This window comes from Micromonospora sp. A3M-1-15 (assembly GCF_024213425.1).
Classification (GTDB): domain Bacteria; phylum Actinomycetota; class Actinomycetes; order Mycobacteriales; family Micromonosporaceae; genus Micromonospora; species Micromonospora chersina.
Window position 1 is genome coordinate 1,767,212 of record NZ_JANAVK010000001.1, and the last position, 13,832, is coordinate 1,781,043.

General features: G+C 74.0%; 13 protein-coding genes. 10 read left to right on the forward strand and 3 right to left on the reverse strand.

The window, feature by feature from the left end; genetic code table 11:
• Positions 1 to 76: 76 nt before the first annotated feature.
• Together NLX85_RS08160 and NLX85_RS08165 are read left to right on the forward strand one after the other, a co-directional pair.
• Positions 77 to 1,315 (forward strand): hypothetical protein, encoded by a 1,239-nt coding sequence (locus tag NLX85_RS08160; protein ID WP_254332948.1) that lies wholly within the window; start codon positions 77 to 79, stop codon positions 1,313 to 1,315.
• 59 nt (positions 1,316 to 1,374) lie between these two features.
• Positions 1,375 to 2,226 (forward strand): alpha/beta fold hydrolase, encoded by an 852-nt coding sequence (locus NLX85_RS08165; RefSeq protein ID WP_254332950.1) that lies wholly within the window; start codon positions 1,375 to 1,377, stop codon positions 2,224 to 2,226.
• 57 nt (positions 2,227 to 2,283) lie between these two features.
• On the opposite strand, the gene metG is transcribed toward NLX85_RS08165, so the two are convergent.
• Entirely contained in the window at positions 2,284 to 4,086 is a 1,803-nt protein-coding gene (gene metG, locus NLX85_RS08170; RefSeq protein WP_254332952.1) for a methionine--tRNA ligase, read from the reverse strand.
• Between the two features lie 138 nt (positions 4,087 to 4,224).
• Between metG and NLX85_RS08175 the strand changes: the two genes are divergently transcribed.
• The gene (locus NLX85_RS08175; RefSeq protein ID WP_254332954.1) at positions 4,225 to 5,085 is read left to right on the forward strand and encodes a hypothetical protein; all 861 of its coding nucleotides are present in this window, start codon (positions 4,225 to 4,227) and stop codon (positions 5,083 to 5,085) included.
• 7 nt (positions 5,086 to 5,092) lie between these two features.
• Here the strand turns inward: NLX85_RS08175 and rsmI are convergent, their stop codons facing one another.
• Complete coding sequence (gene rsmI / locus NLX85_RS08180; RefSeq protein WP_256566578.1) at positions 5,093 to 5,932, reverse strand: 16S rRNA (cytidine(1402)-2'-O)-methyltransferase; 840 nt, start codon at positions 5,930 to 5,932, stop codon at positions 5,093 to 5,095.
• 200 nt (positions 5,933 to 6,132) lie between these two features.
• On the opposite strand from rsmI, the gene NLX85_RS08185 reads away from it, so the two are divergent.
• The 3 genes from NLX85_RS08185 to NLX85_RS08195 all read left to right on the forward strand — a co-directional run bounded on the left by NLX85_RS08185 (position 6,133) and on the right by NLX85_RS08195 (position 10,190).
• On the forward strand, positions 6,133 to 7,725 hold the full coding sequence (locus NLX85_RS08185) for a dolichyl-phosphate-mannose--protein mannosyltransferase (protein WP_374628070.1): 1,593 nt from the start codon (positions 6,133 to 6,135) through the stop codon (positions 7,723 to 7,725).
• 408 nt (positions 7,726 to 8,133) lie between these two features.
• On the forward strand, positions 8,134 to 9,414 hold the full coding sequence (locus tag NLX85_RS08190; RefSeq protein ID WP_254332966.1) for a VWA domain-containing protein: 1,281 nt from the start codon (positions 8,134 to 8,136) through the stop codon (positions 9,412 to 9,414).
• Between the two features lie 2 nt (positions 9,415 to 9,416).
• Positions 9,417 to 10,190, forward strand: a complete 774-nt coding sequence (locus tag NLX85_RS08195; protein ID WP_254332968.1) for a peptidase — start codon at positions 9,417 to 9,419, stop codon at positions 10,188 to 10,190.
• Positions 10,191 to 10,244: 54 nt separating this feature from the next.
• Here NLX85_RS08195 and NLX85_RS08200 read toward each other — a convergent pair whose 3' ends face one another.
• Positions 10,245 to 10,514 carry a hypothetical protein gene (locus NLX85_RS08200; RefSeq protein WP_254332969.1) on the reverse strand — a complete coding sequence of 90 codons (270 nt, stop codon included), beginning with the start codon at positions 10,512 to 10,514 and terminating at the stop codon, positions 10,245 to 10,247.
• A gap of 113 nt (positions 10,515 to 10,627) precedes the next feature.
• Here NLX85_RS08200 and NLX85_RS08205 point away from each other — a divergent pair, with 113 nt between their 5' ends.
• The 4 genes from NLX85_RS08205 to NLX85_RS08220 all read left to right on the forward strand — a co-directional run bounded on the left by NLX85_RS08205 (position 10,628) and on the right by NLX85_RS08220 (position 13,810).
• The gene (locus NLX85_RS08205; protein ID WP_254332971.1) at positions 10,628 to 11,284 is read left to right on the forward strand and encodes a 4'-phosphopantetheinyl transferase; all 657 of its coding nucleotides are present in this window, start codon (positions 10,628 to 10,630) and stop codon (positions 11,282 to 11,284) included.
• Positions 11,285 to 11,359: 75 nt separating this feature from the next.
• Complete coding sequence (locus tag NLX85_RS08210) at positions 11,360 to 12,421, forward strand: hypothetical protein (RefSeq protein WP_254332973.1); 1,062 nt, start codon at positions 11,360 to 11,362, stop codon at positions 12,419 to 12,421.
• A gap of 167 nt (positions 12,422 to 12,588) precedes the next feature.
• Positions 12,589 to 12,780, forward strand: coding sequence for a general stress protein CsbD (locus NLX85_RS08215; RefSeq protein WP_254332976.1), 192 nt, complete (start codon positions 12,589 to 12,591; stop codon positions 12,778 to 12,780).
• A gap of 238 nt (positions 12,781 to 13,018) precedes the next feature.
• Positions 13,019 to 13,810, forward strand: coding sequence for a G5 domain-containing protein (locus NLX85_RS08220; protein ID WP_254332978.1), 792 nt, complete (start codon positions 13,019 to 13,021; stop codon positions 13,808 to 13,810).
• Positions 13,811 to 13,832: the final 22 nt, after the last annotated feature.

Genomic DNA, 13,832 nt, shown 5'->3' on the forward strand with positions numbered 1-13,832 from the left:
CCCTGGGCGGCCGGCGTTTCCCGACCGCCATCGACTGTTCACGTGCGCAACATCTGCCGCGCCTACGGTCCGGGGCGTGACCGTCACTCCCCAGGCCAGCGGGGCCGCCTCCGAGCGGACCGGGCTGCGCGTGACGTACGACGGCCGCGTCCACCCGGCGGAGGAGATCGCCCGGGGCGCGGCGTACGAGCTGTTCAGCGCCGAGGAGGCGCCCGGCTTCGAGTGGGCGCCCCGGCCCGGGGTGGCGTACCCGTGGCGGAGGTTCGTGCACGTCACCGAGGTGAGTGCCGTGCACGGCGCGGCCGAGCCGACCGAGGACCTCGACCCGCCGCTGCTGATGCCGCTGCACCGCGAGCACGGCTGGGCGTACCTGCACCAGCTCAGCCAGCAGCCGGGCGCGGCCGGCGACCCGATGCTCACGGCGGTGCGCGGCTCGGCGCTGATCCGGCCGGGCACCCGGATGGTGAAGGTGCTCTCCGCCCGCCAGCTCGCCGGCTACGTGCGGGGCTGGCTGCCGCACGGCTTCTGCCACCGGGAGCACGACGTGGCGCACCTGCGCACCCCGGCGGGGATGGCGGTGCTGCGCGGCGACTCCGAGGGCGGCGACGTGGCGTACGCGCTGCGCTGGCGCGCCACCGACCCGGCCGACTACGACGTGCCGGTCGGCCCGGCGCACCAGGGGCTGACCGCGCTGCCGCCGCGGGACCGGCTCGGGCCGCCGGTGCTGGGCACCGGCTTCGTGCCGAGCAACGCCCAGCTGATCCCGGAGTTCGTGACCCGCGACTTCGCCGACCTGCCGATGCCGGCGAACGCCGCCCTGCTCGCCTACCCGGCGGAGGGCGTGGAGGTGGTGCTCTACACCTACCAGGCCGAGCAGCGGGGCTGGCTGCGCATGGTCGGCCCGCAGTGGCGGCACCTGCTCGCCGCGGTGCCCGGCCTCTCCCCCGACCAGGAGTACGTGCCGACCGGCGACGCGCCCCGCTCGACCCAGCTCGTCGGCGCGTACGGGGGCGCCGACTACGAGGCGGTGGCCGACCTGCCCGGCGGGTTCCGCGTCCTCGCCATGACCCGGGCGGCCCGCTACCCGGTGGAGTCGGCGGCCCGCCGGCTGCGCTACGCGAACTGGCGCGGGGTGCCCTGCCTGGTGCTCCGGGAGGAGGCGGGCTGGCTGCGGCTGCGGCTGTGCCGGCCGGATCCGGACGCGGTGGTCGCGACCGGGGCGCAGTGCCACGAGCGGGGCGTCTACGAGACCTGGGCGCCGGGCGCGGAACTGACCGACGACCGGGTCGTGGACCTGCCGTACCGGACGGCATAACCGGGGCCGGGCCGGGAAAGCGCGGGCGTCCTAGACGCACCGCAAGGGGAGAGCCCGACATGCCTTTCGTCACCGTCGGTACGGAGAATTCCGCGCCCATCGACCTCTACTACGAGGATCACGGTTCCGGCCAGCCGATCGTCCTGATCCACGGCTTCCCGTTCAACGGGGCGACCTGGGAGAAGATGTCCGGCCCGCTGCTCGCGGCCGGCTACCGGGTGATCACGTACGACCGGCGCGGGTTCGGCAACTCCGCCCAACCGGCGTTCGGCTACGACTACAACACCTTCGCGGCCGACCTCGACGTGCTGATGACCGAGCTGGACCTGCGCAACGCGATCCTCATCGGGCATTCGATGGGCACCGGTGAGGTGACCCGCTACCTGGGCGCGTACGGGTCGGACCGGGTGGACCGGGCGGTGCTGATGGCCCCGCTGGCGCCGTTCCTGCTGAAGACGGCCGACAATCCGGAAGGGGTCGACAAGAGCCTGTTCGACGGGTTCCAGAAGGCGATCATCCAGGACCGGTTCGCGTACCTGACCCAGTTCTGCGACGCGTTCTTCAACTACAGCGAGAACAAGGGCAGATGGGTGAGCGAGGAGGCGTACCGGGCGCACTGGCAGATCGGCGCGCAGGCGTCGGCGAAGGGCACCTACGACAGCGTCGACGCGTGGCTCACCGACTTCCGGGGCGACCTGCCGAACATCAACATTCCGGTGCTGATCATCCAGGGCGACAAGGACAACGTGCTGCCGTACCCGGTGACGGGCCAGCGGTTGCAGCACATGCTGCCCGACTGCCGGATGATCACTTTGAAGGGTGCGCCGCACGGCACGCCGTGGACCCACCCCACCGAGGTCAACCAGGCGATCATGGAGTTCATCGGCGCGCCGAAGATGGCCCGCGCCTGACCCACCGACGACGGCGGCCCCGGGGACACCCCGGGGCCGCGTCGTGCGTCGGGCAGCTCAGCCGGCCAGCCGGGCCAGCTCCTCGTCGACGATGGACGGGTCGAGCTTGCGGAACACCGGCTTCGGCGCCGCGAGCGGCCGGCCCGCCTCCAGCGGTACGGACTCCCAGCGCGCCCCGACCGTGTAGTCGCCGGTCAGCACCGGGTACGCCGGCCCGCCGTCGAGGTCCTCGACCTCCTCGAGCACCGGCATCGGGGCGTGCACACCGGTGCCGCCGAGCAGCTCGTGGACCTTCTGCGCGGAGTGCGGCAGGAACGGGGTGAGCAGCGTGTTGGCGTCGCTGACCACCTGGAGGGCGACGTGCAGGATGGTGCCCATCCGGGGCTTGTCGTCCTCGCCCTTGAGCTTCCAGGGCGCCTGATCGGACAGGTACTTGTTGGCCTCGGCGACGACCTTCATGGCCTCGCCGATGGCCTGCTTCTGCCGGTGCCGGGCGATGAGGTCGCCGACGGTGCCGAAGCCCGCCTTCGCGGTCTCCAGCAGGGCCCGGTCGGCCTCGGTGAGCCCGGCCGGGTCGACCGGCGGGATCGCGCCGAAGTTCTTCGCGGCCATCGACACCGAGCGGTTGACCAGGTTGCCCCAGCCGGCGACCAGCTCGTCGTTGTTGCGGCGGAGGAACTCCGACCAGGTGAAGTCGGTGTCGTTGCTCTCCGGGCCGGCCGCGGCGATGAAGTAGCGCAGGGCGTCGGCGTCGTACCGCTCCAGGAAGTCCCGCACGTAGATGACCACCTTGCGGGAGGAGGAGAACTTCCGCCCCTCGATGGTCAGGTACTCGCTGGACACCACCTCGGTGGGCAGGTTGAGCCGGCCGAGCGCGCCCGGCTCGCCGTCCCGGGAGCCCTCGCCGGAGTAGCCGCCGAGCAGCGCCGGCCAGATCACCGAGTGGAAGACGATGTTGTCCTTGCCCATGAAGTAGTAGCCGCGGGCGTCCTTCCCCTCGGCGTCGGCGGACCACCACTTCCGCCAGGCCTCCGGGTCGCCGGTGCGGCGGGCCCACTCGATGGACGCGGACAGGTAGCCGATGACCGCGTCGAACCAGACGTAGATCCGCTTGTCGGGCCGGTCGCGCCAGCCGTCGAGCGGGATGGGCACGCCCCACTCCAGGTCCCGGGTGATGGCCCGGGGCTGGAGGTCGTCGAGCAGGTTGCGCGAGAACCGGAGCACGTTGGGGCGCCAGCCCTCCCGGCTGTCCAGCCACTGCCGCAGCGCGTCGGCCAGGGCGGGCAGGTCCAGGAAGAAGTGCTCGGTCTCCACGAACTCCGGCGTCTCGCCGTTGATCTTCGACTTGGGGTTGATCAGGTCGATCGGGTCGAGCTGGTTGCCGCAGTTGTCGCACTGGTCGCCGCGGGCGCTGTCGTAGCCGCAGATCGGGCAGGTGCCCTCGATGTAGCGGTCGGGCAGGGTCCGGCCGGTGGACGGGGAGATCGCCCCCGTGGTGACCTTGGGGACGATGTAGCCGTTGCGGTGCAGACCCTCGAACAGCTCCTGCACCACGGCGTAGTGGTTGCGGGTGGTGGTCCGGGTGAACAGGTCGTACGACAGCCCCAGCGCCCGCAGGTCCTCGGCGATCACCCGGTTGTACCGGTCGGCCAGCTCGCGCGGGGTGACCCCCTCGGCGTCGGCCTGCACCTGGATCGGGGTGCCGTGCTCGTCGGTGCCGGAGACCATGAGCACGTCGTGACCGGCCATCCGCATGTACCGGGCGAAGACGTCGGAGGGAACGCCGAATCCGGATACGTGGCCGATGTGGCGCGGGCCGTTGGCGTAGGGCCAGGCGACCGCGGCGAGAACGTGACTCATGAGCGCCAAGCCTAGTGATTGCTCCGGGCCACCCGCGAACCAATAGGGCGCGTCCCACCGGCCGCACCCGGCCGCACGTCCGATTTGTCGCCGACACGCGGCCTGAGCTGCCCGGCTGGCCCGGCCCACCGGTGTCAAATGAACGGCGTGACCAGCAGACCAGCGGCGCCCGGGCCGGGCGGGTCCTCCGCGCCGGCGGCCGGGGAGACCGCGCGGCGCATCCCGGCGCGCGGCGCGTCGGTCGCCCCCCAGCCCCGGCAGGACCCGGCCGACCCGCCGGTGGAGGTGGAGCCGACCACCGGGGCGCCGGTGGACACCGTCCCGCGCCGGGTGCCGGTCCGGCAGCCGCGCTGGCACCGGCGTTCCGCGTCGGCGGACGGCGGCGCCGCCTGGGCGCCGATCGAGGAGGTGCACTGGGACGGCACCCCGCTGCGGGAGGAGCCGCAGCGGCGGGCCGCCCGCTGGCCGCGCCGCCGGGCGGCGTCCCGGCGCGAGCGGCCGGTCCGTCCCCCGGACCCGGTCACCGGCCTGTCCGTGCTGCTGTCGCTGACCCTGCTTGCCGCGTTCTTCGCCTGGGTGAGCGCCGGGCCGTTCTGGCTGGCCGTGGGACACGGGACGAGCGGCACGGCGGTGATCACCGACTGCACCGGCGGCGGGCTGACCCAGCGCTGCCGGGGGCTCTTCCTGGCCGACGGCCAGCGCTTCCTGGCCCACGGTGTCCGGGTCAGCGGGGTCCCGGCCGAGCGCAGCGCCACCGGCTCGGTGCTGCCCGCCCGGATGACCGGGCCGGCCGGCCGCACCGCCTACGCCGACGCCGGCGCCGGCCGGCACCTGCGCTGGCTGCTCGGGCTGCTGCTGGTGACCGGCTGCGCCGCGGGCATCGCCCGGTGGACCGGCGCGACCCGGCTGCCGGACCCCCGGCAACGCCGTTGGGCGGTGGGCGTGGCGCTGGCCGGCCCGCTGCTGATCACCGTCGGCTTCCTGGGCGCGGCCTGGTAGCCCGCGGTCAGCTGTGCACGACCGTGTAGACCTCGCGGCGGCGCAGCCCGAACTCGGTGGCGACCTCGGTGACGGCGTCGCGCCGGGACAGCCCGGCCGCCTCCCGCGCGGCGACCGCGGCGCGCAGCGTGTCGTCGTCGGGCCGGACGGCCGCGGCCGGCGGCGCCCCGGCCACGACCAGGGTGATCTCGCCGCGCGGCTCGCCCGCCGCGGCCCACTCGGCCAGCTCGCCGAGCGGCCGGCGGACCACCTCCTCGTACGTCTTGGTCAGCTCGCGGCAGAGCGCGGCGGGCCGGTCCGGGCCGAACGCCTCGGCCAGGTCGGCCAGCGCCCCGGCGATCCGGTGCGGCGCCTCGAAGAGCACCAGGGTGCGCTCCTCGGCGGCGAGCGCGCGGAGCCGGGACCGGCGGGCGCCGGGCGTGCGGGGCAGGAAGCCCTCGAAGCAGAACCGGTCGCAGGGCAGCCCGGACAGCGCCAGGGCGGTGGTCACCGCGCTCGGCCCGGGGGCCGCGGTGACCGGGATCCCGGCATCGAGGGCGGCCCGGACCAGCCGGTAGCCGGGGTCGGAGACGCTGGGCATGCCGCCGTCGGTGACCAGCGCGATCGTGTAGCCGGCGGCCAGCACGTCGACCAGTTCCGGGGTCCGGCGCTCCTCGTTGCCCTCGAAGTAGGAGACGATCCGGCCGGGCACGGTCACCGCGAGGTCCCGGGCCAGCCGGGTGAGCCGGCGGGTGTCCTCGGCGGCGACCACGTCGGCGGTGGCGAGCACCTCCCGGAACCGGGCGGACGCGTCGGCCGGGTTGCCCAACGGCGCGCCGAGCAGCACCAGGCGGCCAACCTCGGACATTTCACCCACGACGTGCGCTCCTTCATCGACGGCCGTACCAATCTCGGAGACGACGGGCGCCACCGGGCACCTTCGCAGCCTACGATCGCCGGGTGACGAGTGCGTCGACAGCACAGAGCGCGAACGCGGGCGGGTCCGCCGACGATGCGGCCGCCGCCGACCGGGCCGCCGGCCCCGCGACGAGCGGTGGCCGCGGCCGGATCCCGGCCGTCGTCCGGCGACGGCTCGACACGGTCGACGCCCACCTCGGCCGGGGGCAGGCGTGGCTGGCCACCGGCGTCGTGGTGGCGATCGCGGCGATCCTGCGCTTCGTCGGGCTGAGCGGCCCCAACGGGAAGATCTTCGACGAGATCTACTACGCCCGCGACGCGTACGGGCTGATCGACCGCGGCGTCGAGTGGAACTACAAGGACAACGGCCCGTCATACGTGGTGCACCCGCCGCTGGGCAAGTGGCTCATCGGCCTCGGCGAGTGGGCCTTCGGCTACCAGGACGCGGAGACGAAGATCTCCGTGCCGGGGCACCTCATGACCACCGCCCCGGAGTTCGGCTGGCGCTTCGCGGCGGCCGTCGCCGGCACCCTGTCGGTGCTGCTGCTGGTCCGGATCGGCCGGCGGATGTTCCGGTCGACGACGTTGGGCTGCGCGGCCGGGCTGCTGCTCGCCCTGGACGGCTTCCACTTCGTGCTCTCCCGCACCGCGCTGCTCGACATCTTCCTGCTGCTGTTCGTGCTGGCCGCGTTCGGCGCCCTGGTGCTCGACCGGGACGCCCGGCGGCGGCGCTGGACCCGGGCGCTGGAGGCGGGGCTCGACCCGTCGCTGCCGGGGCGGGCCGGCCGGCCGCCGTCGACCTGGCGGGACTGGCCGTGGTGGCGGCTGGCCGCCGGGGTGCTGCTCGGCTGCGCCTGCGCGGTGAAGTGGAGCGGCCTCTACTTCGTCCCGGCCTTCGCGCTGCTGGTGCTCCTCTGGGAGGTCGGCGTCCGCCGCTCGGCCGGGGTCCGCCGCCCGTGGCGGGACGCCCTGCTGGACGAGCTGCCGTGGCTCCTGGCGGCCGGTGTGCTGATGGTCGTCACCTACGTGCTCACCTGGTCGGGCTGGCTGCTCGGCGACGACGGCTACTACCGCCTGGCCAGCCGCTACCCGAACACCCCGGGCCTGAGCGACACCCCGGTCATCGGGCCGCTGATCAACCTGTGGGAATACCACAAGGCCGCGTACGGCTTCCACACCCAGCTCGACGACCCGCACAAGTACCAGTCGTGGCCGTGGCAGTGGCTGCTGCTCGGCCGGCCGGTCGCCTTCTACTGGTCCGGCGACGGCAACTGTGGCGCGCCGAGCTGCGCCTCGGAGATCCTGCTGCTGGGCACCCCGCTGCTCTGGTGGTCGTTCCTGCCGGCGCTGGCCGCGACGGTCTGGCTCGGGCTGGCCCGGCGTGACTGGCGGGCCGGGGCGATCCTGCTCAGCGTGGCCGCCGGCCTGCTGCCCTGGTTCTGGTTCGCCCTCGACGGCCGGACGATGTTCTCCTTCTACGCCGCGCCGGCGGTGCCGTTCCTGGTGCTGGCGGTGGTCTACGTGCTCGGCGCGATCATCTCGCCCGCCCCGGCCGTCGGCACGGCGGCGCCGCCGAGCGCCGACGACACCTCCGACCGCCGGCTGGTGGGCGGGATCATCGCGGGCGCCTACGTGCTGCTGGTCGCCCTCTGCTTCGGCTACTTCTACCCGATCTTCGTGGGCCGCCTGATGGCCTACGCGGACTGGTCCGCCCGGATGTGGTTGGACGGTCGCTGGATCTGACCGGCGCGGACCCGGCGGGTGCCCCCGCCGGGTCGGAAAACCGATTGCGATCACGGGCCGGCCCGTTGCCGGTGGCAGGGACCCGGGGCTACGAAAAAGCGCGCCCCGATCGCCTGCCACGGGGGAAGCGGGCGATTGGGGCGCGCAAGACAGAGCTTAACCACAGTGCGGCACTGGCACAACGGGTCGAGCCCGGTCAGATTTCCGACGAATGCGCCACCCCACAAATGGTTTACATCGGGCACCTTACGGTGGGTCACGCAGGGAAAACATTACGAGTTCCTTACCATCCGCCGCCGCACCAGCGAACCGCCGCGCAACACCTGATCATGCCACCTGTTGCATCGACCGTCCTCGATCATCCGACCCGGATGATCTTCCATTGTGGATCTCACTACACTTCGCCCGGTGATCAACAAGAGACGATCGACGGCCGTCCTGCTCGGACTGCTGGCGACGACCGCGCTGATCGGTACGCCGCCCGCCGCGGCCGACGACGAGACCGCCGAACCCCCCGCCGAGCCGCCGAAGGTCGAACTGGTTCTGGACGTCAGCGGCTCGATGCGGGCCCGGGACATCGACGGCCGCAGCCGGATCTCCGTCGCCCAGCAGGCGTTCAACGAGGTGGTCGACGCGCTGCCGGACGAGACCCAGCTCGGCATCCGGGTGCTCGGCGCCACCTACCGCGGCAAGGACAAGAAACAGGGCTGCCTGGACACCCAGCAGATCGTGCCGGTCGGTCCGGTGGACCGTACGCAGGCCAAGGCCGCCGTCGCCACGCTGCGCCCGACCGGCTTCACCCCGGTGGGGCTGGCGCTCCGCTCCGCCGCGCAGGACCTGGGCACCGGCAGCACCGCCCGCCGGATCGTGCTGATCACCGACGGCGAGGACACCTGCGCCCCGCCCGACCCCTGCGAGGTGGCCCGTGAGCTGGCCGCCCAGGGCACCAGGCTGGTCGTCGACACGCTCGGCCTGGCCCCCGACGAGAAGGTCCGCCGGCAACTGCTCTGCATCGCCGGGGCGACCGGCGGCACCTACACCGCGGCGCAGAGCGCCGACGAGCTGACCGGGCGGATCAAGCAGCTGGTGGACCGGGCCCGGGACACGTACACCGCCACGCCGACCGTGGTCGGCGGGTCGGCCGGGTGCGACAACGCGCCGCTGCTCGCCCCCGGCGTCTACACCGACCGGGAGGCGTTCGCCGAGCACCGCTGGTACCGGGTGCCGGTGCGCCCCGGGCAGGAGCTGCGCGCCTCGGTGAGCGTCGCGCTGGACCGCCCGGTCAACCCCGACTACGGCGTGCTGCTGCGGGCCACCGCGCCGGACGGGCGGGAACTCGTCCGGGGGGTGGACGCCGGCAGCGGGCGTACCGACGTGGTGTCGGCCGGGCTGCGCTTGTCGGCCGCCGAGGAGGCGAGCCCCGCCCCCGCCCCGAGCGGGGTGCAACCCGCGCGGACCGTCTGCCTGGTGGTCAGCAACTCGTTCGCCCCGCGCCCCGGCACGCAGGCCACCCCGGGCATGCCGGTGGAGCTGACCGTGGACGTGGTCGCCGCGTCCCCCGCCCCGGACGGACCGGACCTCGGCCGGGGCTGGGCGCTGCTGCTCCTGCTCACCCTGGCCGGGCTGGTCACCGGGCTCGTCGCCGGGCTGCTCACCCGCTGGTGGGTGGCCACGTGGAGGGAGAACTGAGGATGCGTACGCTGATCCGCTCCGCGGCGGCGCTGGCCGCCGCCGGGCTCGCCCTCACCCCGGGGGCCGCCGCGGCCGCGCCGACCCCGTCACCGGGCGCGGCCACCGTCACCAAGGCCGGCACCTCGTTCCTGACCGCCACCACGATCACCCCCGGCCAGCCGGTCCGGGTGGACGCCTCCACCGGCGACCACCTCTACTGGTCGTTCCGCGCCGAGGCGGGCCAGGTCCACGAGGTCACCGCCACGGTCTCCTTCGCCAAGGCGCGCACCGGCGCGTCCACCTGGACCGTCGACGTCTTCGACGGGCTGCGCCGCCGCCAGGCGTGCACGGCCGGCGCGCAGACCCCGACCGCCGCGGCGACCGCGACCAGCGTGGCCCTCGGCTGCACGCTGCGCCGGGTCCGGCCCTGGGCGGAACCGTGGTCCGGCGATCCGCTGCCCGGCACCTACTACCTCCGGCTCTCGGTCACCGACCTGCCCGAGGCCGATCTGGGCCTGCCGGTCGAGGTGGACCTGCTGGCCGGCGCGGACGCCGACGGCGGCGGGTCCGGCGACGACGGGGAACTGGAGGCGCCGCTGGTGCCGAACACCCGGGCCGGCCAGGTGCTCACCGCCGAGCCCGCCCCCGAGCCGGTCGCCGAGGAGGAGGACGGCCTCACCGGCTGGCTTCCGGAGCCCGGCTCCCGGTGGGTGTGGACCAGCATGGGCGGCGTGCTCGCCGCCGTGGCGGGCGTCGTGGGCTTCGCCCTGACCCGCCGGCCCCGCCGCCCCTGAGCCCGCGACCGGTGGCCGCCGCGAACCCGACGCGGCGGCCACCGGAAGCGCGGGTCAGAAGGTACGCGGGCCGCGCGGCACCCAGCCGATGAACCGGTTCTGGAGCGAGGAGACCGGGGCGCTGCGCAGGTCCTGCGAGGCGGCGGCCAGGCAGGAGCCGAGATAGACGCTCAACGAGGCGCGGTCCACCTGGTACTCGTCCAGCAGTTGCCGACGTTTCGTGGCGCACGGCCAGTCGTCGCCGCAGGAGCCACAGGTCCAGTCGGGGGTCACGGGGGCGTGCTCGCCGGGTCGTGATTCCGACGCCTTCGCGCCAGGCGTCATCGGCCGATCCTCTCGTCAATGGACACACGTCTGTGGACGGTCGCCTCCCCGCAACGACCCAACAGCGCCCCGGAACGCTCCGGCGTTACACGGTTGCGGTACGTTTCCGCGTCATGCGGGACCTTCTGCCGCCCGAGGTCGCCGTGGCGGTGGCCGCCGCCCCGGACTGGACCGGCGCGCTGCTCCCGGCCGAGCGGGCCTGCCTGGGCGAACGCGCCGTGGCCAGCCGCCGCCGGGACTTCACCGCCGGCCGGGTGTGCGCCCGGCGGGCGCTGGCCGGGCTCGGGCTGCCGGCCACGCCGGTGCCCGCGGCCTCCGACCGCGCCCCGGTCTGGCCGCCCGGCGTGGTCGGGGCCATCACCCACACCCGGGACTACTGCGCGGCCGCCGCCGCCCGCGCCATCGAGGTCCGCGCGGTGGGCCTGGACGCCGAACGACACCGGGACCTCACCCCGGGGGTACGCCGGAAGGTCTGCCTGCCCGAGGAGGAGGCGGACCTGGACCGGCTGCCCGCCGGGGTGGCCTGGCCGACCGTGCTGTTCAGCGCCAAGGAGACCGTCTACAAGGTCTGGCACCCGCTCGTCGGGACCTGGCTGGACTTCGCCGACGCCCGGGTCACCCTCGACCCCGACGCGGGCACGTTCACGGCCCGGATCGCCCCCGCCCGGCTCGCCGCCGCCCCCATGACCGATCCGCCGCCGTCGATAGCCGGTCGGTTCGCGGTGGACGCCGAACTGGTGCGCACGGCGGCCGTTCTGGTACCCCGGTGAGGGCCTGACGGTCGCGTTGCCGCCGGCTTGTACCGTCGTCCCGACTGACGATCTCGAAGGTGCCCAAGGAGTACGGTGAGCCACCCTCAGCCTCCGTTCGGACCGCAGGACCCGAACCAGCAGCCTCAGGAACCGCCGACCCAGGCGTTCCCCACCGCGCCGATGCCGCCGGTGTCCGGCAGCCCGTACGCGCCGCAGCCGCCGGTCTCCGGCGCGCCGCAGCCACCCACCTCGGGTGCCCCGTACCCGCCGCCGGCGCCGGGTGGTGGCTACCCGCCGGCCCCGGAGTCGCCGTACGCGCCGCAGCCGCCGACGTCCGGCGCCCCGTACCCGCCGCCGGGCGTGGGACAGCCGCCGTACCCGCCGGCCGCGGGCGCGGCGTTCCCGCCGCCTCCCGGGCAGTACCCGCCTCCCGGGCAGTACCCGCCTCCCGGGCAGTACCCGCCGCCCCCGGGTGACGCGTACCCGCCGACCGGGCCGTACCCGCCCGCGCCCGGGCAGTTCGGCCCGCCGGCCAAGAAGTCCAACAAGAACGTCTGGATCACCGTCGGCATCGTGGTGGCGGTCATGCTGCTGCTCTGCTGCGGCGGCGGCATCTTCGCCATCTACAGTGGCGCGAAGAAGACCAAGGACGCCATCGACAACCTGCCCACCCCGGGTGTCACCTACAGCAACCCGGTCGACGACTCCCCGACCGGCGGCACCTCGGCGACGCCCGAGCCGGGCAAGACCGACAGCGAGACCTTCAACATGCCGGCCGGCGACAAGCTGATCGTCAACGACGACGACGGCACCGTCGAGATCACGGTCGGCAACTTCCGGACCAAGGACAAGGCCTGCCAGGAGTTCATGCCGGCGCCGAAGAACGGCATGTACCTGATCGCCGACGTGACCGCCGAGGTCACCAAGGGCACCGGCTCGATAAACCCGTTCTTCTTCAAGTGGGTCGGCACCGACGGCGCCGAGGAGAGCGGCGTCGGCGGCGCCTTCTCCGGCTGCGGCAAGCTGATGGGCTCGGGCAACAACCTGCCCACCGGCAGCAAGCGCAGCGGCCAGCTCATCTTCGACGTCAAGGACAAGAACGGCACGCTGGAGTACGAGCACCACCTGCGTACCGCGGGCTCCTGGAAGCCGTAGCGGCTTCGGCGGCGTCAGCAGGGGGTCGGTCCCGGGTGGACCGGCCCCCTTTCCCGTCGCTTCCGAACGGAGGAGGAAGGCCGCCCACCCCGGGTTTCAGCGCCCGACGGCCGGGGACGCCGCTGGCGGTGGGGCGCGACGGCGCCCACGACGACAGGGGAGGCGGCATGAGCGTCGAACGGGCGAAGGACGACCTCGAGAACCTGGCCGGGCCGGCCCGGGCCCGGTTGGGCGACATGACCCGGGACGAACGGTCCGAGGCGGACCAGGTGCGGCACCAGGACGAGATCCGCGGCAAGCGACCCGGTGAGCACGTCCAGCAGGACGCCCGGGACGCGCGGGACGACTTCTCCGACTGAGGTGTCCCGGTCCCGGCCGGCGGCGACGGCGTGGCGGGAACGCAGCGGTCGCGATCGGTCGCCGGTCCGACCCTGAACCCGGCTGACCAGCGTTTCCGGTGAGCCGGGTAGGGGATTACCACTCGTCGCTCCGGGCAACCGGTCGGGACGTTCCGACATGACAGGGGGTCGAGGTGTCGGCACGGAGGGTGCCGATTGGCCGCTAGCAATTGTTGAGGCCGCAAGCAGACTGAAGTGCGTGACGTACCCACCCCCGCAGGACCCGTGGCACGGGCAGGCGCCGCCGCCTCCGCCCCACCAGCAGCCGACCGCCCAGTTCGGCGCCGTCCCGCCGTACCCGATGGCGCCGCCGCGGCAGTCTTGGTGGCGCCGGCTCTCCCGCGGCGCGCAGATCGCCATCGTGGCGGCGGGCGTCCTGGTGCTCTGCTGCTGCGGCGGCGTGGCCATCGGCGCGGTCGCCGACCCGCCGGCGAGCACCGACAAGAAGGACGCCGCCCCGGCCTCCTCCGCGCCGCCGAACGGCGGCGAGGCCGCCGCACCCGCTCCCGCCGTGGTCGATGTCGCCACGCCGTCGCCGGTGGCCAGCCCGACCGAGGCGGCTCCGAGCGAATCGCCGTCGCCGCAGGTGGAGATCCGGACCGTCACGGCAACCCAGAAGATCGCGTACTCGACCAGGACGGTCAAGGACTCCACCCTGCCGGAGGGCACGAAGAAGGTCCGGACCCCGGGTGTGGCCGGCGTCCGGACCCTCACGTACCAGGTGACCATCACCGACGGCGTGCAGACCGGGCGGAAGCTGGTGCGGTCCGTGGTCACCAAGGCGCCCGTCACGCAGGTGGTCGCCGTGGGGACCAAGCAGACGCGACAGTGCGACCCGAACTACAGCGGGGCGTGCGTGCCGATCGCGAGCGACGTCGACTGCTCGGGCGGCAGCGGCAACGGCCCCGCGTACGTCGACGGTCCGGTCTACGTGGTGGGCCGGGACATCTACGACCTCGACCGCGACGGCGACGGGGTGGGCTGCGACTGACGCGGAACCGCCGGGGCGCGCA

What these genes read in the sequence shown, in the direction of transcription:
- NLX85_RS08165 (WP_254332950.1), top strand. Translation starts at nt 1,375, where the DNA reads ATGCCTTTCGTCACCGTCGGTACGGAGAATTCCGCGCCCATCGACCTC.
- metG (WP_254332952.1), bottom strand. Translation starts at nt 4,086, where the DNA reads ATGAGTCACGTTCTCGCCGCGGTCGCCTGGCCCTACGCCAACGGCCCG.
- NLX85_RS08175 (WP_254332954.1), top strand. Translation starts at nt 4,225, where the DNA reads ATGAACGGCGTGACCAGCAGACCAGCGGCGCCCGGGCCGGGCGGGTCC.
- rsmI (WP_256566578.1), bottom strand. Translation starts at nt 5,932, where the DNA reads ATGTCCGAGGTTGGCCGCCTGGTGCTGCTCGGCGCGCCGTTGGGCAAC.
- NLX85_RS08195 (WP_254332968.1), top strand. Translation starts at nt 9,417, where the DNA reads ATGCGTACGCTGATCCGCTCCGCGGCGGCGCTGGCCGCCGCCGGGCTC.
- NLX85_RS08200 (WP_254332969.1), bottom strand. Translation starts at nt 10,514, where the DNA reads ATGACGCCTGGCGCGAAGGCGTCGGAATCACGACCCGGCGAGCACGCC.
- NLX85_RS08205 (WP_254332971.1), top strand. Translation starts at nt 10,628, where the DNA reads ATGCGGGACCTTCTGCCGCCCGAGGTCGCCGTGGCGGTGGCCGCCGCC.
- NLX85_RS08215 (WP_254332976.1), top strand. Translation starts at nt 12,589, where the DNA reads ATGAGCGTCGAACGGGCGAAGGACGACCTCGAGAACCTGGCCGGGCCG.